Genomic DNA, 21,870 nt, shown 5'->3' with positions numbered 1-21,870 from the left:
ATAGTGGCCGTCGATGCGGGTACATGTAGGGAACTGAAGTACTGGTAAAGGCCTGTAATAGCCTTATAATTAACCCATAAAGCTGAAATAGCACAAAACGGAGCACCCATAGCTTATTACACCTGCTTTACAGCGATTCTCTGTTCGGGGAGGTCACCTGTCATGGGTACTTGTTTTATCTTTCACGTACTCTACAGCAAGCTTTTGCAGCCAAAGGAGCTGCAAGCGGTTGCGGCGTCAGCCTGGTAATTCACCGGTAGTGCCTCTTTCTTCCGATTATCCGCGAAAGAAGTATATTTGCAAATTCATGCCTGATACTGCTCCATGATCATTCACCACTGGTTTTACAACTGGACAAGACAACAGAAGAAATGTTAGACATAGCAATCCTTGCGGCAGGGTTTATCTGCCTTATACTTGGTGCAGACAAGCTTGTCGATGCCTCCTCCAGCCTGGCCGCCAGGCTGGGTATTCCCAACATTGTTATAGGGCTAACGATCGTTGCCTTCGGCACATCGGCCCCCGAGCTGGTGGTAAACCTCTTCGCAGCCGTTGAGAACAATACCGAGATGGTGCTGGGCAATGTTTTGGGGAGCAATATCTTCAATGTGCTGGCCATCCTGGGAATATCTTCCCTCATATACCCGCTAACGGTGAAAACCAATACAACCTGGCTGGAGATCCCGCTGAGCCTGCTTGCTGCTGTCGCCGTGCTGGTTACAGCAGGTGATGTGTATTTGGACAGTTCGGAGGCAGGCTACATCTCCAGGGCAGAGGGACTGCTGTTGCTGCTGTTCTTCGCCATTTTCCTCGTGTACAACCTGAAGATAGCCCAGGGCAACCCAACCGACGAGGGGACGGATACGAAGGACTATACCTACCTGCAGGCCGCGTTGTACATTGGGCTCGGGCTGGCGGGACTGGTACTGGGCGGCAGGCTGATCGTGACAAGCGCCGTAGGCATTGCCCAGGCTTTCGGACTCTCGGAGAGGGTCATCGGGCTGACCGTGGTATCCATTGGAACCTCTTTGCCCGAGCTGGCTACCTCCGTAGTTGCGGTTAGGAAAAGGAAAGTGGACATCGCCATCGGCAATGTGGTGGGCTCCAACATCTTCAATATTTTCCTGATTCTGGGTGTCTCGACCGTGGTCACACCCTTGCAGGTCAACTCCGGCTCATTCGTGGACATCGTCGTGAACATCGCCGCCAGTCTGTTGCTGTTTGCCTTTGTCTTCACGGGTAAAGGAAGGCAGCTGGCCAGGTGGGAAGGTGCGGTGCTGCTGGCGCTCTATCTCACTTACCTGGCGCTGCTGATCACCCAAGGCTAGGGCAGCGCATTGTGCGGGACAGTTTTATTCCATTCCCGCCGTATATTGGGGGCTTGAACGATCTGTAATCTATTATAAGGTTCGGAGTCGAAGCCGGAAACTTAAACTTGCTCCTGTTAATGGCTGTTGCTGGTAATTTTTTGCAGCCATTGGAACGATCTTGCTTTAGCTCGCAATCCTGCCGGGCGACTAATCCGGCAGGGCAAATACTAACCTCAAACTCAAACGAAATGCCGTTCACCTTCGCTCACCCCGCCGCTATCTTACCTTTCAAGGTCTTCCCGGCAAGGTGGCGGTCTATGACTGGACTGGTTATAGGAAGCATAGCTCCCGACTTTGAAAAGTTCCTTTGGCTACGGTCTTTCCCCTTTGACGCCTATAGCCATACCTGGCAGAGCATCTTTTACTTTAACCTGCCACTGGGGCTGTTGCTTGCCTTTTTGTTTCATAGGGTGGTGCGGGATGTGCTGGTCGAAAACCTGCCTGCTTTCCTGCGGGTCAGGCTGAGAGGGCTTGGACCAGGAAGCTGGCATACCTACTTTCGGCAACGCTATGCTATTGTAGTGGGATCAGTGCTCGTAGGTAGCGCCACCCATATCGCCTGGGACGCTTTTACACACCTGGACGGAAGAGGGACGAAGCTTTTTCCTGTCCTCTTAAAAAAAGTTACTATCGGGGGGCACGGCTGGGAGTTGTTTAACCTATTGCAGCTCGGTTCTTCTGTGGCGGGCTTGCTGCTTGTGTTCCTGGCCTTGGTGAGGCTTCCCAAAGCGGAGGGGAGGAAGGGGGTAAAGAATGGCAGCATCCTGTACTGGAGCATGTTCACGTTCGTCGCAGCCCTCGCTGCGTCCCTCAGGGTCTGCAGCGGATACCCGCTGCAGACCCTGTCGAACCTGGCTATTTTGCTTATAGCTGCAGGGCTTTTCAGCCTCCTCGTAACTTCCTTCCTGTTCAGTAGGAGAAAAACGACACCCGTGGTATAGCCGACAGAACATCTGCCAACAGGTAATAAGGTGCTATAGTCCACCTTCCTGTGCTCCCGAACAGGAAGGAAGTTACGTTGAATATCCGGGAGGTTATGCTAACATACATGAAAGGGCATGAATAGCAGGTCTTTTTGTGGGCGTTGAACCTTTGTACTTGCGCTGTGGTCCTGAGATTGAATCACAGACAAGGCAGTTGTTCTTCTGAAGACGCCACAGCGGGGCGACTGGAGAGGTAACGGTGGTAGCGGGCTCAGCCCGGAGCCGCCTTGCCTAGTAGGAAACTGCCCTATAGAGTGGCTTTTCCCAAAAAGATTGGGTTATAAAAATTAATATGGCGGTATCAGTTGTTTTATTTCCATTTACCTGTCACCTTTGCTATATGGCTGCAAAGTGTAAAGGTAAGGGTATACATCCATGGGGGCTTTTGGCCCTTGTTATCTGTTTGCTTTTGCAGGTGATGACACCTGGTATGGCTGCCGCCGATGTGCCACCTGTTTCTTCTGCAGCAGCTTCTGTTAGCGAGGCAGATCCTGTTCCGCAACGGATGGTTGTGCAGGAAATGAACCAGGTGGGAGCTCCGAAAGGCTGCCAGGCGGACAAGGCGTTTAAAGCCAGGTTGATGGTTTTTATGCTGAGGCAGCTCTTTGCCCCGCTTTGCCCGGAAAGTGCTCCGCTCCCTGCGGCGCCTGTTCATTACCGCTTCTCCCCATCTGACCCTATCCTCTCAAAAGGCCCATAGCCTCTTTTCCCCCTCCCGATGCCCGGCCTGATGCTCATCGCTGGTCTGCGGGCGTTACAGGCCGACACTGGCCTTTGTCTCTTTTTCTTGCTTCATAGTGTCCCGTATGGAATCTATTCAATACGTGCTGGATCTTATCCTGCACATAGACCGGCATCTGGTAGAAATTGCCGGAGCCTACCAGGGTTGGCTTTACCTGGTGCTATTTCTAATCATTTTCTGCGAAACAGGTTTGGTGGTGACGCCCTTTCTGCCCGGTGATTCCTTACTCTTTGCGGTTGGGGCACTGGCCGCAAATCCTGCCTCGGGCCTACACCTGGCTTTGCTACTGTTGCTGCTGTGTATTGCCGCCATTCTGGGCGACTCCGTCAATTACTATCTGGGTACCAGGCTAGGCAGCCGGTTCTACCTGCGTGATTTTTGGTTTCTGAAAAGATCTCACATAGTACAAACACAACAGTTCTATGTGAAATACGGGGGGCGTACCATCATCTATGCCCGTTTTGTACCTATTGTCCGAACGTTTGCCCCGTTTGTGGCCGGTATTGGTAAAATGGATTTCAGGCGCTTTTTCATTTTCAATGTAACGGGTGCCCTGGTCTGGGTGCTGTTTTTTACCATTGCAGGGTACCTGTTTGGCAACATCCCGGCCATCAAAAACAACTTCTCACTGCTTATTTTGGCTATGATCGGGCTATCGATGCTACCGCCGGTGCTGGGTTTCCTGAAGTCGCGATTAGGAGTTAAGAAGAGCCTTTAAAGTAACCGACACGAATACAATAATGGCTTTAAACGAACAAAAGCTACAGGAGCAATTCTCCCTGAGGAAGGTGTTGTTGCCTATGCTGCTGGGTTTGGGCATAGTCGCTTACATGCTGTACCGCAACTACGAGCCTGCTCAGTTGCAGATCCTCCGGCAGGCCAGCCCGTTATGGCTTGCTATCACCTTACTTGTTCTCTTCATACGGGATTTTGGTTACGTATACCGCATCCGCTCCGTAACGGATCAGGCGCTTTCCTGGAGACAGAGTTTCAGCGTAATCATGCTCTGGGAGTTCGCCTCCTGTGCACTGCCTTCGGTGGTGGGTGGTTCCACGGTAGCCGCTTTTATGCTAATGAAGGAACGTATCCCGCTTGGCAAATCCATTGCCCAGGTTATGGTGACAGCCATGCTTGATAACCTGTATTTCGTCGTTTCGGTGCCGGTGGTACTCGTGATGGTGGGACATCGGGTGGTACCTGCTGCCGATGCGGTAGGGGAAGCCATACAGGCAGGCTTAACTACTGCCTTTGCGGTTAGTTACCTGCTGGTGACCGTATATGCCTTTCTGATGGCTTACGCGCTGCTCCTGAACCCGCGTGCCGTAAAAAGGTTGCTGTTGCGGCTAAGCAGGTCAGGGTGGCTGCGGCGGTGGCGGCTCATACTTTTTAACCAGGCAAACGAACTGCTGATCGCTTCGCAGCACCTGCGCCGTAAAGGAGCTGGTTATTGGTGGCGTGCCGGTATATCCACCGCCTTTGTATGGACTGCCCGCTATGCCATTATCGGTTGCCTTATAGCGGCCTTTACCCACCTTGATCTGCAGGAGCATATCCTGCTGTTTTCCCGAAACCTGATTTATAAAATAGTGCTCATGATGTCAGTAACACCGGGGGCAGCCGGTGTGGCAGAAATAGCCTTTCCAGCATTTTTCGGCATGTTCCTGGGAGGTTTTACCACCATTATTGTACTGCTATACCGGCTGCTTACCTATTACCTCTACCTCTTGATGGGGGCGCTGGTTTTCCCCCGGTGGGCGAGCCGTGTTTTCAGCCAAAGCAGAACCAAAGCAGATCAGGCGGTAGTGCCTGTCGATTAATAAAATACAAATAAGCTCTGTAATTCAACAAAATGCGACATATACTCCACAATATCAGGAGAAGGAAATCGGTAGTGGCTGTCTTAGCCAGTATAAGCGCTGAGGAAGCTACTGGTGGAAATGAACTGATACGTACGCTGCGCCTCAGGGACCTGCTGGCCTTTGGTGTGGCCGCGATTATAGGCGCGGGTATTTTTAGTACGATTGGTAACGCCAGTGCGGCCGGGGGACCGGGTGTTTCGCTGCTGTTTATTTTTACAGCCGTTGCCTGTGGTTTCTCTGCCCTGTGCTATGCCCAGTTCGCCTCCACTATACCGGTGGCGGGCAGCGCCTATACCTATGCGTATGCCTCTTTTGGCGAGCTTGTTGCCTGGATTATTGGCTGGGACCTGCTCATGGAGTATGCCATCGGGAACATTGCCGTAGCCATTTCCTGGTCCGATTATTTTACCGCGCTGCTGGATGGAGTTGGGCTGCCTGTTCCGGCTTACCTGACAATGGATTACCTGAGTGCCTCCCGCGGTTATACCGAAGTAACGGCCCTGCTGGCAGGCGGACAGCCATTAACAGACATCCCGGCCGCTGCCCGTATGGCATACGAGGCCTGGCAAACTGCTCCTGCTTTGGCTGGTGTAAAACTTATTGCCGATATACCTGCTCTGGGCATTACCGCCCTGATTACGTACCTGGTATATGTGGGAGTAAAGGAATCGAAGCGGGCGGCTAACCTGCTGGTTTTGCTGAAACTCATTGTCATTCTGCTGGTTATTGCCGTAGGGGCTTTTTATGTACAACCTGCCAACTGGCATCCTTTCGCACCCAATGGCCTATCGGGGATTCTGAAAGGTGTTTCGGCTGTTTTCTTTGCCTATATCGGGTTTGATGCCATCTCTACTACTGCGGAAGAATGCCGGAACCCGAAGCGTGACCTGCCGCTGGCCATGGTGCTGACGCTGGTGGTGTGTACAATACTGTATGTGCTGCTGGCCCTTGTGCTAACCGGCATGGTGCCTTACCACGAACTGGCTGTAGGCGATCCGCTGGCTTTTGTATTTGCAAGGGTAAACATGCCTGCCATGGCCGGGATGATAGCTGTAAGTGCGGTAGTGGCGATGGCCAGTGTGCTGCTGGTGTTCCAATATGGGCAGCCACGTATCTGGATGAGCATGAGCCGCGATGGCTTGTTGCCAAGAGCCTTCTCGCGCATTCACCCCAAACATAAAACTCCTTCTTTTGCTACGGTAGTAACCGGCTTTGTGGTAGCAGTACCTGCCCTGTTCATGAACCTGACGGAAGTAACGGACTTAACCAGTATTGGTACGCTGTTCGCCTTTGTGCTGGTGTGTGGAGGCATTCTGTTACAGGATTCAAAGCAGGAGAGCCCGGTTGCCGGTAAAGGATTTCGGGTGCCTTATATCAACGGTAAATATGTATTGCCTTTGTTGCTGCTCCTGCTCCTGGTACTGTTACAGACTTTCTATCCGGTGGGAATCGCTGGTTTTCTGAATTTGACCGGAGAAGCTGGTGGAGTAAGCTCTCGGGAAGGATGGACACATAAACTTCCCCTGGCAGGTTTTATTTTAGTAACCCTGGTGATGACGGTACTCACCTACAGGCACCGGCTATCGCTGATTCCGGTTTTAGGGTTGCTTACCAACCTGTACCTGATGACCGAACTCGGAATAACTAACTGGAGCCGCTTCCTGATCTGGCTGGTGCTGGGAATACTCGTGTACGGCTGTTACGGCTACCGGAACAGCAAACTTGCCCAGTCGGGTTCAAACGTAAACGAAGCCTGATAAAAACGCTGCCACATGCGAACCTGTTGGAATATCGTGCTATGGGCGTTCGGGATGCTGCTTACGGCAGCCCTATATACTTGCGCTGATGCAGCAGCAACATCACTGGAAATCGTGGCAGATGGACAGGAATCCGAGTGTCTCTATGAAGTTACGCCTTCCTTGCCGGTGCCCTGGCTGAGCGAAAAGCCGGAGCAACAGGTACTGGACCATACGCTTCACGATAAGCTGTTCCTTCCTTTTCAGCACCCTCACAGTTCATATTCCATCGCTATAACAGCCTGTGCTGCCCTTGTTCCCAAAGGTGCGCTGTGCCCTGTGTGCACGCTGCGTTACAGGCTCCAGCCGAATGGCCCCTGACATAGTGCTTTTTACGCTGATGGGTACCAGGACAAAAGTACATGCACAGTAGCGTCTGAATGGGAACATGACAGCTGTTTATCAAGCTGCAGTTCATAGAAACGCCTCTGTCTGGTGTCTTAAGGCTTGTACCCTTTTGCTTCTTATTAGATTTCTGCAGGATTGAATGGGCTGTTAAAGGCCTTACCGGTTGCTGCTGCCTTTCCTTTCTTTTTATTTTTTTAGAACAACCATGTCAAAAAACATATTCGCGACAAAGTCGGTCGCAAACCTTATCCGTGAGTCAGAAAGCGGAGAGAATGGGTTGAAGCGTACGCTCTCGGCCACCAACCTGACCATGCTGGGCATCGGTGCCATCATAGGTGCCGGTATTTTTGTGCTTACAGGTACGGCAGCTGCCAATGCAGCCGGGCCTGCCATTGTTTTCTCATTTATAGTAGCCGGTTTAGGCTGCCTGTTTGCCGGCTTATGCTATGCCGAGTTTGCCTCCATGATTCCGATTGCCGGTAGTGCCTACACGTATGGCTACGCTACCTTGGGAGAGTTCATTGCCTGGATCATTGGATGGGACCTTATCCTGGAATATCTGTTTGGTGCTGCTACGGTAGCAGTCGGCTGGAGCGGAAACTTCGTGAGCCTGCTCAACTCCCTTGGCATATCGGTTCCGGCCACTATTGCCAGTGCGCCGCTGGCTTACGATGGCAGCTCCTTTACCTTTACCGGCTCCTACATAAACCTGCCGGCTGTACTGCTCATCCTGGTGATGACCTGGTTGCTGGTAGTGGGTATACAGGAGTCGGCACGATTCAACAACCTGGTAGTTGTAATTAAAATCGTTATCGTATTACTGGTTATCGCCTTTGGGTTCCGTTATGTGGATGCCGCAAACTGGGAGCCGTTTATACCTGCCCGTGAAGTCTTACCTGACGGAGGTGCCCGTTATGGCTGGCAGGGCATCATTCAGGGGGCAGCGGTCGTTTTCTTCTCTTACATTGGTTTCGATGCGGTGAGCACGGCCGCGCAGGAGGCCAAGAATCCGCAACGCGATATGCCTGTTGGCATGCTGTTGTCGCTTGGTGTTTGTACGCTGCTCTATGTGCTGATGTCGCTGGTGCTGACGGGCCTGACCTCTTACAGCAATCTGAATGTGCCCGACCCGGTACTGGTGGCCCTGGAGGCAGCGGGCCCGGCCCTGAAATGGCTCTACTTTTTTACGGGGATAGGAGCTGTGGCCGGCTTGGCCTCTGTGGTACTGGTCATGCTGATGGGGCAGCCGCGTATTTTCTTCGCCATGTCGCGCGACGGGCTGTTGCCGCCTCTTTTTGGAAAAGTACATCCTAAGTATAAAACTCCTTATGTGACCACCGTGGTGTCAGGTGTTACAGCTGCCCTGGTGGCCGGCATCTTCCCGATTGGCCTTTTAGGGGAACTGGTCAGCATCGGCACCTTACTGGCTTTCGTGATTGTATGTGGTGGCATCATCCTGCTCCGCTACCGTAGTCCGCACCTGCACCGCCCGTTCCGGACACCTTTTGTACCGCTTGTGCCCCTGCTCGGCATCCTGATCTGTGGTTATATGATGCTGAACCTCGGCTTGGATACCTGGCTTCGCCTGATTATCTGGATGGCCATAGGTGTATTGGTTTACTTCCTTTACGGCCGTCGCCACAGCAAACTGCAGCAAGCAACAGGGGCAAAAGAACCGGCTTCGCTTCCCTAGCGCAAAGGCTTCTGCTGTTATACCTCGAGCCTGTTTTTACACGCTGTCTGTTTTAGACTAAACCTTCTTCTAGAATTAGCATCATGTTATTCAATTCGTTTGAATTCCTGCTCTTTTTCCCGGTGGTGACGCTGCTGTATTTTCTGCTGCCCCACCGATACCGCTGGATGCTCCTGCTGGCTGCCAGCTGCGTGTTTTACATGTTCTTTAAAGCTGTGTATATCCTGATCCTGTTCTTTACCATAGTGGTAGATTACGCTGCAGGCATTTGTATAGAAGACAGCAAAACTCCTGAAAGGAAAAAGGTGTTTCTGCTCGCAAGTCTCGTGGCTAATATCGGGGTGCTGGCGGTGTTCAAGTATTTCAACTTTTTAAATGACAACATTACCTCCCTCAGTCAGTGGCTGGGGTACGAAAACCACATCCCGTACCTGCACATCCTGCTGCCCATCGGGCTTTCCTTTCACACGTTCCAGGCCATGAGTTACACGTTTGAGGTGTACCGGGGGCACCAGCAGGCAGAGCGGCACTTCGGCATCTATGCTTTGTATGTTATGTTCTACCCGCAGCTGGTGGCAGGACCCATCGAAAGGCCCCAGAACATTCTGCACCAGTTTTACGAGAAGCACTACGTTGACTACCACCGCATCGTGAGCGGGTTGCAGCTGATGGCCTGGGGACTTTTTAAGAAAGTGGTGGTGGCTGATAACCTGGCCCTCATGGTAGATAATGTGTACAACAAACCGACGGCTTACACCGGTATTTCGCTGGTGCTGGCTACATGTTTCTTTGCCTTTCAGGTTTTCTGCGACTTTTCGGGTTACTCCGACATGGCCATCGGTTCGGCGCAGGTAATGGGTTTTACGCTGATGAAAAACTTTAACCGCCCGTACCTGGCTACGTCGATACCGGAGTTCTGGAGCCGCTGGCATATTTCGCTTTCTACCTGGTTCCGAGATTACCTGTACATCCCGCTGGGCGGGAACCGGGTGCCCAAATGGCGCTGGTATTTCAACCTGCTGGTGGTGTTCCTGGTGAGCGGCCTTTGGCATGGTGCCAGCTGGACGTTTATCGTGTGGGGAGCCCTGCACGGGTTTTACCAGGTTTCGGGTTTCATGACGAAGAAGTTGCGGGAAAAGGTGGCTGACCAAATCGGGTTAACTGCTTTCCCCCGCCTGCACCATACCCTGCAACTGCTGAGTGTGTTTGTGCTGGTAAGCTTTGCCTGGATCTTTTTTCGGGCCACCAGCCTGCAGGATGCCGTGTATATTGCCTACCATGCAGTAGCTGGGCTGGGTAACATAAAAGAACTGGCAGAAGGAGATTGGCAACACCTGGTGTTTTTAGACACTTCGCCCAAAATTTTTGCAGTTGGGCTTGGCTCCGTAATCCTGATGTCAGTTATTCACCGGCAACAGAACCACTTAAGCATCCGGCAACTGATTGCCACCCGTCCTGTCTGGCAGCGTTGGGGGCTGTACTACCTGTTCCTGCTGGTGGTGCTTATTTTTGGACAGTTTGGGGCAGGGGAGTTTATATATTTTCAATTTTAAATTGCAGGGCACTACCTCATAAAGACTTTTACATGAACCATGTTGACGAAAAGGCACATCCCGTTACGACGGCTGGCCTGTTGATTTCCCTCGGCATTATTTACGGTGATATAGGCACCTCGCCGCTCTATGTGATGAAAGCCATTATCGGGGCCAACCGTATTTCAGAAATATTAGTCTATGGCGGTATTTCCTGTGTTTTCTGGACCCTGACCCTGCAGACAAGCCTTAAGTATGTGCTGCTGACACTACAGGCCGATAACAAAGGAGAAGGGGGCATTTTTTCTCTCTACACCCTGATTCGCAGGAGGGCAGGCTGGCTGATTGTTCCGGCCATGCTGGGCGGGGCTTCTTTACTGGCCGACGGTATTATTACGCCGCCTATTTCGGTTGCCTCGGCCGTGGAAGGCCTGCGGATACTGTATCCCACTATCCCGACCGTACCGCTGGTGCTGGCTATTTTAACCTTTCTGTTCCTGTTGCAGCGTTTCGGAACAGAGATAGTGGGCAAAGCTTTCGGACCGCTGATGCTTCTTTGGTTCATCATGCTGGGTGTGTTGGGAGGCTACGGTGTTATGAGGCATCCGGAAATACTGAAAGCGCTCAACCCTGCGTATGCTTACGACCTGTTGGTGAACCAGCCGGGTGGTTTCTGGCTTCTGGGAGCTGTATTCCTGTGTACCACCGGGGCAGAGGCCCTTTATTCAGACTTGGGGCATTGCGGCCGACCAAACATACGGGTGAGCTGGGGCTTCGTTAAACTGTGCCTGGTGTTGAACTACATGGGGCAGGGGGGATGGCTGATGGAGCATAGCGGGGCTGCTTTAGAAGGAAACCCTTTTTTCAGACTCATGCCCTCCTGGTTTCTGTTGCCCGGCATCGCCATTGCAACACTGGCGGCCATCATTGCCAGCCAGGCGCTGATTTCCGGATCCTTTACCCTTATCAGCGAGGCCATCCGGCTGAATCTGTGGCCCAGGGTCAGGCTTATTTATCCGACCAACCACAAAGGCCAGTTGTATGTGCCGAGTGTGAACGGCCTGCTCTGGTTGGGTTGTATGGGAGTAGTGCTTTACTTCCGCGAGTCAGGGAACATGGAGGCAGCCTATGGGCTTGCCATTACGCTTGCCATGCTCTCCACTACTGCGCTTATGAGCTTTTATTTATATGTCCGGTATAAATCGTGGGTGGTGGGTCTTGTGTTTATTGTCCTGTACGGAGCTATAGAATCGGCCTTTCTGCTGGCTAACCTGAGCAAGTTTCCGCACGGTGGCTGGGTTTCCCTGCTCCTGGCCGGGCTACTGCTTGCCGTGATGTACATCTGGATAAAAGCCTTCCAGATCAAAGGCAGTTTAACCGAGTATGTGCGGATGAAGGAGTACCTGCCTGCGCTGAAGGAGCTAAGCGAGGACGAGTCCATTCCCAAATATACAACGCACCTGGTGTTTATGACGGGAGCGACTCATCCTAAAAAAATTGAGTCGAAAGTGATTTATTCCATCTTCCAGAAGCGCCCCAAGCGGGCCGATGTTTACTGGTTTGTTCATGTGGCGACCACAGACGAACCCTACACAACCGATTATATGGTCCGGATACTGGCGCCTGGCGATGTGATCCGAATCGATTTCCGGCTGGGTTTCCGGGTGGAACAGCGCATTAACCTGTTCTTTAAAAAGGTAGTGGAAGAGCTGGTGCGGAACGGGGAGGTAGATATTACCAGCCGGTACCAGTCGCTAAGCAGGCAACAACTGATCGGAGACTTCCGCTTTGTAGTGCTGGAGAAATTTTTATCCTACGAGAACAGCCTGCCTTTACGGCAGCGCATCATCATGAACTGGTATTTCAGCATCAAGGAATTCACCAGTTCGGAAAGCAGGTGGTTCGGCCTGGATACCAGTTCTGTTAAGGTGGAGAAGGTGCCGCTGGTCATACAACCGGTGCAGGCGCCGGTGCTTCGTCGGGTATTCTCCTGACGAAGCACCGGCCTGCAGGGGTCCCTGTGGCAGGGCTGCCAGAGAAGCTTTATACAAGCATCCATAGCCACAGCAATCAGCCTTATGCCAGTCCCTTCAGTTTTTTATAGAAGCTATCGCTATAGGTATCGCTGATCGGAATGACCTGGTTTCCCATCCAGATCCTGTTTTTCTCGATGTGGTCAATCTTATCCAGGGCTACCAGATAGGAGCGGTGTACGCGGGCAAACCTGGCAGCGGGCAGTAAGTCTTCTAATTGCGCGAAGCTGAGTAGCGTCATGACCTTGTCGTGTGCTGTGTTTATGCGCAGGTAATCTTTCATGCCCTCAACGTAGCGTATGTCCTGCACTGCGAGCTTCTGGATGCGATGGCCCACCTTCAGGAAGATGTAATCGACTTCTTCCGGTGCGTCCGGCTTTGTTGCTTTCTGCGCCGGCAACTGTCGGCTGCTTTGCTCCTGGTAGAGCCGTAACACCCCTTGATAAAACCGTTCAAAAGAGAAGGGTTTCACTAAATAGTCTCTCACTTCCAGGTCAAAGGCCTGAAGGGCATACTGGTCGTAGGCAGTCGTCAGGATGATCATAGGCTTGGGGTTCAGCATTGGTATAAAACTGAGCCCGTTCAGGCCTGGCATGTTGATGTCCAGGAAGAGCAGGTCGGGTTGGTCTTCTTTTAGTTGCGAAGCTGCTTCCAGCGGGCTCATAAAGGTGCCTTTCAGCTCCAGAAAAGGTACTTTGGAAACATACTCTTCCAGAATCTCCTGTGCCAGGTGCTCGTCGTCAATAATATAGCAGGTTAATTTCTCTTTCATAAGGCTATGACTGAAGGGCGTGGATCTTTAAGATGACTGAAAACAGGTCGCCTTCGTTGTTAATCTCGAGCTGATGCCGCTCGGGGTACAACAATTGAAGTCTTTTCCGGACGTTTGGCAAACCAACACCGCCCGGTTCTTCCAGTGGCGATTCGTCCGTTTGGGAGGCGATAGGGTTTTGCGTGCTGAAGGTAAGGGTGTTTTCTTTTACCGCAACCCTGACCTTTACATCGCCTGGCTCCAGTCGGGCAGGGCTGTGTTTGTATGCATTCTCCAGAAGATGTATGAAAAGTAGTGGGGCAATGCGGCTGGATTCTATGTCTCCTTCTACTATCATATCTACAACCGGGCTCTTTTTATACCGGAGCTGTTGCAAACCTACGTAATCCTGCAGGTAGTTCATTTCCCTGGAAAGGGGCACTGTCGGCGCATTAGATTCATAGATCATGTAGCGCATCAGAGAAGAGAGGCGGAGCACTGCTTCGGGAGCGGTTGCAGCCTGCTTGTATACCAGCGTGTGAATGTTATGGAGCGTATTGAACAGAAAGTGCGGATTGATCTGTGATTTAAGATAATATAGTTCAGACTCTACGGCCTGTTTTTCCAGCTGTTCTTTCTTGATTGTATTCAGCATCAGGTTCTCAGTAACCCTGGCCAGCCAACTGAGAAAGAAAAAAAGGGGCACAGCAGTGAAAAGTGTCATGACGTAGTAGTCATTGGAAAGCGGCCAGTCATCTAACCCTTTGGGGTGGAAAAACAAAAAGGGGAGAGGACCGGTGAACATGATTCCAGCCAGCCGGAGAAAATAAGCACCCTTCTTTTTTTTACCTAAGTACAGGGTCAGGAGATAAAAATGGCTGTAAAAAACATACAAACATGTCAGAACGAATCCCACGGTTAAGGTAAGCCAGTAGGTATTATCCTGGCTGAGTTGAAAAGCCACCAGCAGGCTAAACAGAACCCAGAGAACGACGTGGACCAGTACAAATATCCTTTTAATTCGATTCATAAAACAAAGATATTTTTTCCTGCCATTTCCTTATTACCTACTCGACCGTTGCCTTCGGCTAATCTACGAAACAGGCATTCAGACCTGCAAGTACGTTGGCGGAAGCAAAGCAGCCATTGGTCGATTACTTTACAGCGGTAGCATATTGCTTTTTGCCTTCCTGGCTCCTACTGTTTCCTTTATTCTGAAAATAAGTGGGAAAGGTCTGTCAGGATGCTTCTCCTGCTTCATGATATAAGATCAAAGACAAATCAGAACTATGGAAAATCACCAGATCAGCCTGTCTATCCGCAATGTCACTAAAACCTACGCCAATGGCGTACAGGCATTAAATAACATTAACCTGAGCATTCCTACGGGCATGTACGGTCTGCTTGGTCCTAACGGTGCGGGCAAATCTACGCTCATGCGCACGCTGGCTACCTTGCAGGAGCCGGATGAGGGAAGTATACACCTGGGCAAAATTGATGTGTTGAAGCAGAAAGATGATGTGCGCGAGACGCTGGGGTACCTGCCGCAGGAGTTCGGGCTTTACCCTAAAGCAAAAGCAGAAGACCTGCTCGATTACTTTGCCGTGCTCAAAGGGATCACCAACCGGTCTTCCAGAAGAGAAGTGGTAGCGGCCTTGTTAAAACAAACCAACCTCTGGGAGGTGCGCCGGCAGAAATTGGGTGGCTTTTCGGGTGGGATGAAGCAGCGTTTTGGCGTGGCCGTGGCACTGTTAGGTAACCCCAAACTGATGATTGTGGACGAACCGACGGCGGGGCTGGACCCGGCAGAACGGGTGCGTTTCCTAAACCTGCTGAGCGAGTTGGGCGAGAGCAGCGCAGTGCTTCTATCAACTCATATAGTAGAGGATGTGCGTGAACTGTGTACCCGAATGGCGATCATCAACAAAGGACAGATTCTGCTGGAAGCGGAGCCATTAAAAGCTGTGGACGGACTTCAGGGAAGAATCTGGCGCCTCGTTGTGGAGAAAACGGTGCTGCCGGCATTGGAACGGGAACATAAGGTAGTTTCTACCAAATTGCTTAGCGGACAAACAGTAGTCCATATCTACAGCGAAGAGAACCCCGGTAATGGCTTTGAGCCGGTGGCTCCTGATCTGGAAGATGTATATTTCAGCACTATGGCAGGGTATAACCAAAAGCAGGGGATGCCACAGGAGCGGGAGGTGCAGTTATGATACTCTGGAAGATCTTTCGCTCTGAGTTCGCCTATTTGGGAGGCCGCATCACCACCTGGCTCTATGTAGCCTTTCTTCTGATTTTTACATTTGTCATGAACCTGGTCACTACACCTGGCGATGGCGTTTACCCGAACAACACTTTCCACATCACGGCTATTACTGTCATGGGCGGCTTTATCTGGCTTGTTATGGGTGCGAACGTAGCTGGCGAAGCAGCAGCGCGTGACGTGCAGCAACGTATACACTCCCTTATTTATACAACTCCGGTTAAGAAGTTGAACTACCTGGGTGGAAAATTTCTCGCAGCCTTTGCAGTAAATGCATTGCTGCTGCTTGCTTTGCCGGTAGGAGTGCTGCTCTCCTTCTACCTGCCAGTCATGGATCAGGGTGAACTATTACCACTCAGGCCATTGGCTTATGGAAATGTATACTTCCTGATAGCTTTACCGAATGCTTTTGTAGCAACTGCTTTGCAGTTTGCCTTTGCAGCGCTTAGCCGCCAGGTGCTGGCCAGCTATATGGCCAGCCTGTTGTTAGCCTTTTTTGCCCAGATTTTAGCGATAGCAACTGCAAAGCTCTTCGGGAACTGGGATCTGGTAAAACTGCTGGATCCGGTAGGTGTGGCCGGTATCATAGGAAACGAACTGCAAACATGGACGGCAACAGAGAAAAATACACGACTCGTGACGCTGGAAGGAATGTTTCTTCTGAATCGCGTCTTGTGGGCTGGTGTTGCCGCAGGCTTGTTATGGTTTGCCTACCTCCGCTACAAATTTGCTAACCCTGCTACCGGCAGCTGGAAGGCTCGCTTTGTACGGCACTCTGAAGTACAGGCAAAGACGTCTGCTGAAACCGCAATAAATAGAGCTACTGCCATTAAAGTTCCGCAGGTTACGCCAAGTTTTGGTTATGCAAGCCATGTTAGCCAGGTCTTTACAATTGCGTGGGCATCTTTTAAGAAAATAGCCGGACACCCTTTAGGACTTACCCTGGTAGGTGCTATGGCGCTGGCCTCTGCTATATTGGGTTCCAGCATCATGGCTGAGTTTGGCATTCCGCTACTCCCAACGACACAGCAGGTAACAGGCTACCTGGCCGCTCCTGTCAGCAGTGTCAACTCTCCATGGGTTGTGCTGCCATTACTCATCCTGTACTTCGTGGGTGAGCTTGTATGGCGTGAGCGGGATGCAGGCCTGGGTGATATTGCTGATGCAGCACCGGTACCGGATTGGGTACTCTTCATGGGTAAGTTCCTTGGCTTAGGGGGCATCATCCTGGTATGGATGGCTTTGCTCATGGCAGGAGGTATAGGGATGCAGTTAGGCCTGGGCTACGATAAGTTGGAGATAAGTTTGTATTTGCAGGTGCTCTTCGGGCTGCAGCTCCTGGAGTACATGCTCTTCGCCTTGCTTGCCCTTGTAGTACACGTCGTGGTGAATCAAAAATATGGAGGGCATCTGGCAATGTTGTTGGTTTTTAGCTTTATGGCCTTCCCTTCCAGGTATGGCATTGAGCACCCTATGCTCATCTTTGGGGCAGACACGGGGTGGTGGTACACCGATATGCGGGGCTTTGGACCTACCCTGGGGCCGTGGCTGTGGTTTAAACTATACTGGATTGCCTGGGCTTTGCTATTGGCAGTGGGAGGGCGGTTACTTTGGCCACGGGGAAGAGCACATAGTTTGAAGCACCGTATTCAGCTGGCGCATCGCCGCTTTACACGCTCAACAGCCTGGGTTGCCATACTCGGTGCAGGGCTTCTCCTTACCATGGGGAGCTTCGTGTTCTATAATACGAATGTGCTGAACGAGTACCTGACAAGCTCTGACATAGTGGAAAGGAAAGCGGCATACGAACGGCGCTACGGCCGTTACCGGAACAGCCCGCAACCCCAGCTGACGGCTACCAAGCTGCACATTTATATTTATCCAGACCGGCAGCAAGTCGTGATTCGGGGAACCTACACACTGGTGAATAAAGATTTAGTACCCATAGACTCCATACATATAGGAAGTGTTTCGGGCACAGAGTTTCGTGAAGTTAATTTTAATCGGGTGGCTGCCGGCGTGGTGACAGACCACGAACTCAGCCACCACATCTATGCACTGGAGAAACCATTACAGCCGGGAGATTCAGTACAACTGAATTTTGTGGTGCTCCATAAGCAGAATGGCTTCCGTCACGGCGGCGCAAAACCATTGGTGGTGGAGAACGGCACTTATTTCACAAACTCAGATTTGCTTCCGGGCATTGGCTACCAGCGCTACCGAGAAATAAAGGGTGGGGTTCTCCGGAAAAAGTATAGGCTTGCAGCGCGTCCTGCCGTACCCTCTCTTTATGATCGGGAGGCGCGTAATAAATCGCTCAGTACAGATCAGACCATTTTTGAAGCCACTATAGGTACAGCGGTGGATGAAGTTGCCCTTGCCCCAGGCATTTTGAAGAAAACCTGGATTGCAGGTGACCGGCGTTACTTCCACTACAAAACAGATGCTCCTATTGGAGGTGAGTATGCCATCCTGTCGGCTGATTACAAGGTGCAGGAAAGCGAGTGGAACAATGTGGCGATCAGGATCTATTATCATCCAGACCATGCCCATAACATAGGCCGCATGTTACGGAGCGTAAAAGCTTCGCTGTCGTACTATACAGAGCAGTTTGGCCCTTACCCCTATCCGTATATGACGGTAGTAGAGCGTGCTGGTTCAGGAGGCGGAGCTACAGCGGATGCGGGAATTATCTACTACGGAGAGCAGTACCCCCTTCTGCATCCCGATGACAGCCCCGGGGGCTTTGACCTGCCGTATTACATACTGGCTCATGAAGTGGCGCACCAGTGGTGGGGAATAGCCAGGTTAACACCTGCCAATGTTGAAGGAGCCGGTGTTTTAATTGAGGGGCTTGCTGTATACTCCGGCATGCAGGTGCTGGAAAAGAACTATGGGGAGGGCCATTTGCGGCAATACCTGGACTTTCTGCATACTTCCTACGAAATGCCACGCTCACTCGCAACGCCTTCCTTGCTGCAGGCAAATGAAGAGTTTTTATACTATCGAAAAGGTGGCCTTGCCATGTATGCCCTGAGTAAGTACATCGGTCAAGGAAAGGTTAACGGTGCGCTTCGGAGCCTGCTTCAGAAACGTACATCAGGAGAAATTACCTTGCCTACTACCCTTGATCTTTACCAGGAGTTGGAAGAGCTTACCCCGGATTCCTTGCAGTACCTGTTACACGACCTGTTTAAGGAGAACACGTATTGGCGCCTTAAAACAAAGCAATTGTCTGCGGTGCAAGCAAAGGCAGGCGCGTGGGAGGTAACGCTAAAGGTGCAGGCGCAAAAAGTGGTGGTGGACAGTACAGGTTCTGAAAACGATGTGCCGATGAATGATTGGCTGGAAGTGGGCCTCTATGAGGAAGGCAAAGGTGTCGACGAGCCACTCTACCTCAAGATGCACCGCATCCGGTCTGGTGAGCAGACCATTAAAATGATAGTACCGCGAAAGCCAGGAAGCGGCGGTATTGATCCACACCACCTGTTGATCGACCTGAGGCGTGATGATAACATGATGCTATGGAGCGGGAAATAGCCCACAAGTGAAACAGGCTTACCAGCCACGGCCTGAAATGTGTCACCAGGCCACTTGATGATTTATAGGAATTTTTTATATTTAGCTTTACATAAATAGAAGTGAATCGGAAACCGAGTTCATTCTGATTAAAATGTAAGATTTACAAGTACGCTTCAAGCACTCAGGCTAAAGGGTTAATAACTGGAACAACTTCTTATAGAGAACCAGGTTTCGTGCTGTCCTAAAGACAGAATACACAATGTCATAAAAATGAAGTAGTAATGAGCTTTATACTTATAATGATATTGCCAATGTTTTTAATCTTTCTTCCAATGATTATTCTGGTCATGGTTGGGAAGAGAAAGAACAAAACAGAGCGCAGGAACTTTGGATTGGCTTTTTTAGGCTGTTTCTTATTAGGTTTAGCTGTTCCTATACTTGCAACCTAACTTTCAGCTCAGGGGTTGATGTACAACTTCGGCCCGGATGACCCAAAATGTGTAATGGAAGCCGGAATATTTTTATTCTATGGCTATCTAATGAATGTAATAGGATTACCAATTTTAGGCATAGCTTTGAACTTTACCCTTAGATAAAGGAGTAATCATCAATATTTGCAGTTTAAACAAAACTGCCCTATATAAATCTAATCCTTAATTAAAAGGTGGCAACCACAGGGCAGCTTATTCAGGACCAGCTAGAGTAGCTTTTGGAACCGGGTTAGCAGCAACTTTTACTCCTGTTTCTAACAATTTATCAGATAAGTTGAAATGCGGAACGTTTCGTGATTCATTAGCGTCATGCTTTTAGATTCAGCACGTATGCGAGGTCCGGTAATCCTGGCGCGCCCGGATGCGGCTACCAGTGTTGAAATGAAGGTGCCTGGTTACAGCTTTCACTAAATACAAAAGCATGCAAACGTTTAATCCTGCTTATCCGGTAGAATATCGAGGAGGCAAAAGCTTTATTTGTACCTTTGCACAGCTAAGCTCCTGCCATAGCTTTATGCCAGGTGTAAAGGGCTTTGAATATAAGGAAGTTAAAGATATGTTCGTCTAAAGCGAAAGCTGGATTGCCGCAGAAATTGCTCAGGTAGGCTCACGATTAAGCCAATACAAAGCAATACAAGATTGGAGTGCGGGCATATTAACTTCATTAACCTTTAATGGAATGACAGACGTTATTAAACGAAATAATGTTCGCACAATCGGCGAAGGAGATCAGGCAATTATTTTGGCACATGGGTTTGGGTGCAGCCAAAATGTGTGGCGGCATTTAGTTGCCGCCTATAAGACGAAATTTAAACTGATTCTTTTTGATTTTGTAGGATCAGGACAATCCGACTTAAGTGCTTACGACTCTAAAAGATACAATTCTTTAGACGGATATGCGAAAGATGTTCTGGAAATTTTAGAAGCACTCAATGTGAAAGATGCTCTTTTTATAGGACATTCTGTGAGTTGTATGATAGGAGTAAAAGCAGCAATAGCACAATCTTCTTATTTCAGTAAATTAATATTTGTATCACCTTCTCCATGTTACATAAATGATGAGGAATATACGGGTGGTTTTGATAAAGAAGATTTAAACAGTCTGCTGGAATTAATGGATAGCAACTACCTGGGCTGGTCTAGCTTTTTAGCGCCGCAGGTTATGGGGAATATGGACAGACCAGAGTTAGGAGAAGAACTGGTGGAGAATTTTTGTGCTACTGATCCGGACATTGCTAAGGAATTTGCCCGTGTAACGTTTCTTTCTGATAATCGGGATGACCTGGAGAATCTCCAAACTGAAAGCCTTACCCTACAATGTTCTGAAGATATTTTAGCTCCTTTAGCAGTAGGATATTACCTGGAAAAGAAAGCGAAAGGAAATACCCTGAAAATTCTGAAAGCTACCGATCATTGCCCCCATTTAAGTGCCCCGGAAGAAGTAATTGCAGCTATCAATGCTTACATTAATTTGGAATAATAACCCTTTATGGAAAAAGAGCCCGGAGACGATCCTATAGATTTTAAATTCTTATATAATACTGCCCCCTGCGGTTTATTAACTTTTAAAATAAATGGCCCCATTGTTTATGTAAACCAGACTTTACTGGAATGGCTTGGTGTCAGTGATAAAGAAATAGTGCATAAAAAGTTTACGGATATCCTGGATAAAGCAGGTGTCATGTACTATGAAATTTTTGTGCACCCAATCCTGAAAATGCACCAGGCAGTAAAGGAGATTAATTTAAATATTCAGACTTCAAAAGGTGCTTTCTCCTGTCTGTTCAACGGAGTAGTGGTAAATCATAGAGAGGGTGAAGGGGAGATGATTAACGCCATTATTTTTAAAGTTGAAGATCGAAAGAAGTATGAAAAAGAGCTTCTGTCAAAAAGAAACAAGGCAGAAGAAGAGAATCAATTTAAATCGAAGGTTTTACAAGAACTATCTTTTAATCAGGCTCATTTGGTTCGGGCTCCATTAGCGAACGTTCTCGGTCTTATTCCAATGTTAGAAAAAATGATTCAAAACGATAGCGAAGCTCATCGCATCATCTCTATGCTGCAACAGAGTGCTTCCCAATTGGATCAGCAAATCAGGTCAATTGTAAATAAAGCAGATCTTAATACCTAGCTTTTTCTGAATAAAGCTTTGCGTGCTCCGTTCTTTTCCACCCTTTCATCTGCTCACTCTTACCTATTTTCCTGCAAGGAAACATCCCCTGCAAAATCTTTGGTTAACTTTCACCCACACAATAGGTATAGCGGGGGGGAGTAGTTCAGCTAAATACCTCGGGGCATACTTTTTCCTGGCTTTCTATAACAGTGGTTGGATCAGCAGAAAACAATTTACAGTCTACCAATCCAAAGGCAGGGATAGTACATGTATTTTACTAATGAAGGTCAGGAAACTTATCTAACTCCGGGAACTCATGCGGAAGCTTTGTTGTGCATTCAGCCATTACCACAGGAATCTTATAGCATTGA

Annotated in this window: 16 protein-coding genes; 14 read left to right on the top strand and 2 right to left on the bottom strand. The window is 49.8% G+C overall.

The annotated features are described in order from the left end of the window. Window positions 1–371: 371 nt before the first annotated feature. From C1N53_RS08505 to C1N53_RS08460, 10 genes are all read left to right on the top strand, one after another. The gene (locus tag C1N53_RS08505; RefSeq protein ID WP_137758896.1) at window positions 372–1,328 is read left to right on the top strand and encodes a calcium/sodium antiporter; all 957 of its coding nucleotides are present in this window, start codon (window positions 372–374) and stop codon (window positions 1,326–1,328) included. A gap of 119 nt (window positions 1,329–1,447) precedes the next feature. Then, the gene (locus C1N53_RS08500) at window positions 1,448–2,311 is read left to right on the top strand and encodes a DUF4184 family protein (RefSeq protein ID WP_137758895.1); all 864 of its coding nucleotides are present in this window, start codon (window positions 1,448–1,450) and stop codon (window positions 2,309–2,311) included. Window positions 2,312–2,693: 382 nt separating this feature from the next. After that, a complete protein-coding gene (locus C1N53_RS08495) occupies window positions 2,694–3,053 on the top strand; it encodes a hypothetical protein (RefSeq protein WP_137758894.1) in 360 nt (119 codons plus the stop codon). Between the two features lie 106 nt (window positions 3,054–3,159). Next, a complete protein-coding gene (locus C1N53_RS08490; protein WP_137758893.1) occupies window positions 3,160–3,813 on the top strand; it encodes a DedA family protein in 654 nt (217 codons plus the stop codon). Window positions 3,814–3,835: 22 nt separating this feature from the next. Further along, complete coding sequence (locus C1N53_RS08485; protein ID WP_137758892.1) at window positions 3,836–4,912, top strand: lysylphosphatidylglycerol synthase transmembrane domain-containing protein; 1,077 nt, start codon at window positions 3,836–3,838, stop codon at window positions 4,910–4,912. A gap of 32 nt (window positions 4,913–4,944) precedes the next feature. Further along, on the top strand, window positions 4,945–6,711 hold the full coding sequence (locus C1N53_RS08480) for an amino acid permease (RefSeq protein WP_137758891.1): 1,767 nt from the start codon (window positions 4,945–4,947) through the stop codon (window positions 6,709–6,711). Window positions 6,712–6,726: 15 nt separating this feature from the next. Beyond that, window positions 6,727–7,071, top strand: coding sequence for a hypothetical protein (locus C1N53_RS08475; protein WP_137758890.1), 345 nt, complete (start codon window positions 6,727–6,729; stop codon window positions 7,069–7,071). A gap of 232 nt (window positions 7,072–7,303) precedes the next feature. Continuing rightward, window positions 7,304–8,791: an amino acid permease gene (locus C1N53_RS08470; RefSeq protein WP_137758889.1), complete on the top strand. Its 1,488-nt coding sequence runs from the start codon at window positions 7,304–7,306 to the stop codon at window positions 8,789–8,791. Between the two features lie 83 nt (window positions 8,792–8,874). Then, on the top strand, window positions 8,875–10,344 hold the full coding sequence (locus tag C1N53_RS08465; protein ID WP_137758888.1) for an MBOAT family protein: 1,470 nt from the start codon (window positions 8,875–8,877) through the stop codon (window positions 10,342–10,344). A gap of 32 nt (window positions 10,345–10,376) precedes the next feature. Further along, window positions 10,377–12,317, top strand: a complete 1,941-nt coding sequence (locus C1N53_RS08460) for a KUP/HAK/KT family potassium transporter (protein ID WP_137758887.1) — start codon at window positions 10,377–10,379, stop codon at window positions 12,315–12,317. An 82-nt stretch (window positions 12,318–12,399) separates the two neighbouring features. Here C1N53_RS08460 and C1N53_RS08455 read toward each other — a convergent pair whose 3' ends face one another. Then, entirely contained in the window at window positions 12,400–13,128 is a 729-nt protein-coding gene (locus C1N53_RS08455; protein ID WP_137758886.1) for a LytTR family DNA-binding domain-containing protein, read from the bottom strand. Window positions 13,129–13,132: 4 nt separating this feature from the next. Continuing rightward, window positions 13,133–14,137 (bottom strand): sensor histidine kinase, encoded by a 1,005-nt coding sequence (locus C1N53_RS08450; protein WP_137758885.1) that lies wholly within the window; start codon window positions 14,135–14,137, stop codon window positions 13,133–13,135. 259 nt (window positions 14,138–14,396) lie between these two features. Here C1N53_RS08450 and C1N53_RS08445 point away from each other — a divergent pair, with 259 nt between their 5' ends. The 4 genes from C1N53_RS08445 to C1N53_RS08430 all read left to right on the top strand — a co-directional run bounded on the left by C1N53_RS08445 (window position 14,397) and on the right by C1N53_RS08430 (window position 21,517). After that, window positions 14,397–15,323 carry an ABC transporter ATP-binding protein gene (locus C1N53_RS08445; RefSeq protein WP_240773434.1) on the top strand — a complete coding sequence of 309 codons (927 nt, stop codon included), beginning with the start codon at window positions 14,397–14,399 and terminating at the stop codon, window positions 15,321–15,323. Beyond that, window positions 15,320–18,913 carry a M1 family metallopeptidase gene (locus tag C1N53_RS08440; protein WP_137758884.1) on the top strand — a complete coding sequence of 1,198 codons (3,594 nt, stop codon included), beginning with the start codon at window positions 15,320–15,322 and terminating at the stop codon, window positions 18,911–18,913. Before C1N53_RS08445 ends, C1N53_RS08440 begins: the two co-directional genes overlap by 4 nt. A 1,152-nt stretch (window positions 18,914–20,065) precedes the next feature. Beyond that, window positions 20,066–20,866 (top strand): alpha/beta fold hydrolase, encoded by an 801-nt coding sequence (locus C1N53_RS08435; RefSeq protein WP_137758883.1) that lies wholly within the window; start codon window positions 20,066–20,068, stop codon window positions 20,864–20,866. A gap of 9 nt (window positions 20,867–20,875) precedes the next feature. Continuing rightward, window positions 20,876–21,517, top strand: a complete 642-nt coding sequence (locus C1N53_RS08430; RefSeq protein WP_137758882.1) for a PAS domain-containing protein — start codon at window positions 20,876–20,878, stop codon at window positions 21,515–21,517. Window positions 21,518–21,870 lie beyond the last annotated feature (353 nt).

Source organism: Pontibacter sp. SGAir0037, from assembly GCF_005491705.1.
GTDB lineage: Bacteria > Bacteroidota > Bacteroidia > Cytophagales > Hymenobacteraceae > Pontibacter.
This window is presented reverse-complemented; position numbering and strand designations above follow the sequence as displayed.

Bases quoted from the DNA above. Each gene is read 5' to 3' on its own strand.
- C1N53_RS08500 (WP_137758895.1), top strand. From the start codon at position 1,448: ATGGCTGTTGCTGGTAATTTTTTGCAGCCATTGGAACGATCTTGCTTT.
- C1N53_RS08470 (WP_137758889.1), top strand. From the start codon at position 7,304: ATGTCAAAAAACATATTCGCGACAAAGTCGGTCGCAAACCTTATCCGT.
- C1N53_RS08485 (WP_137758892.1), top strand. From the start codon at position 3,836: ATGGCTTTAAACGAACAAAAGCTACAGGAGCAATTCTCCCTGAGGAAG.
- C1N53_RS08475 (WP_137758890.1), top strand. From the start codon at position 6,727: ATGCGAACCTGTTGGAATATCGTGCTATGGGCGTTCGGGATGCTGCTT.
- C1N53_RS08440 (WP_137758884.1), top strand. From the start codon at position 15,320: ATGATACTCTGGAAGATCTTTCGCTCTGAGTTCGCCTATTTGGGAGGC.
- C1N53_RS08445 (WP_240773434.1), top strand. From the start codon at position 14,397: ATGGAAAATCACCAGATCAGCCTGTCTATCCGCAATGTCACTAAAACC.
- C1N53_RS08465 (WP_137758888.1), top strand. From the start codon at position 8,875: ATGTTATTCAATTCGTTTGAATTCCTGCTCTTTTTCCCGGTGGTGACG.
- C1N53_RS08435 (WP_137758883.1), top strand. From the start codon at position 20,066: ATGACAGACGTTATTAAACGAAATAATGTTCGCACAATCGGCGAAGGA.
- C1N53_RS08450 (WP_137758885.1), bottom strand. From the start codon at position 14,137: ATGAATCGAATTAAAAGGATATTTGTACTGGTCCACGTCGTTCTCTGG.
- C1N53_RS08455 (WP_137758886.1), bottom strand. From the start codon at position 13,128: ATGAAAGAGAAATTAACCTGCTATATTATTGACGACGAGCACCTGGCA.
- C1N53_RS08495 (WP_137758894.1), top strand. From the start codon at position 2,694: ATGGCTGCAAAGTGTAAAGGTAAGGGTATACATCCATGGGGGCTTTTG.
- C1N53_RS08505 (WP_137758896.1), top strand. From the start codon at position 372: ATGTTAGACATAGCAATCCTTGCGGCAGGGTTTATCTGCCTTATACTT.
- C1N53_RS08430 (WP_137758882.1), top strand. From the start codon at position 20,876: ATGGAAAAAGAGCCCGGAGACGATCCTATAGATTTTAAATTCTTATAT.
- C1N53_RS08460 (WP_137758887.1), top strand. From the start codon at position 10,377: ATGAACCATGTTGACGAAAAGGCACATCCCGTTACGACGGCTGGCCTG.
- C1N53_RS08490 (WP_137758893.1), top strand. From the start codon at position 3,160: ATGGAATCTATTCAATACGTGCTGGATCTTATCCTGCACATAGACCGG.
- C1N53_RS08480 (WP_137758891.1), top strand. From the start codon at position 4,945: ATGCGACATATACTCCACAATATCAGGAGAAGGAAATCGGTAGTGGCT.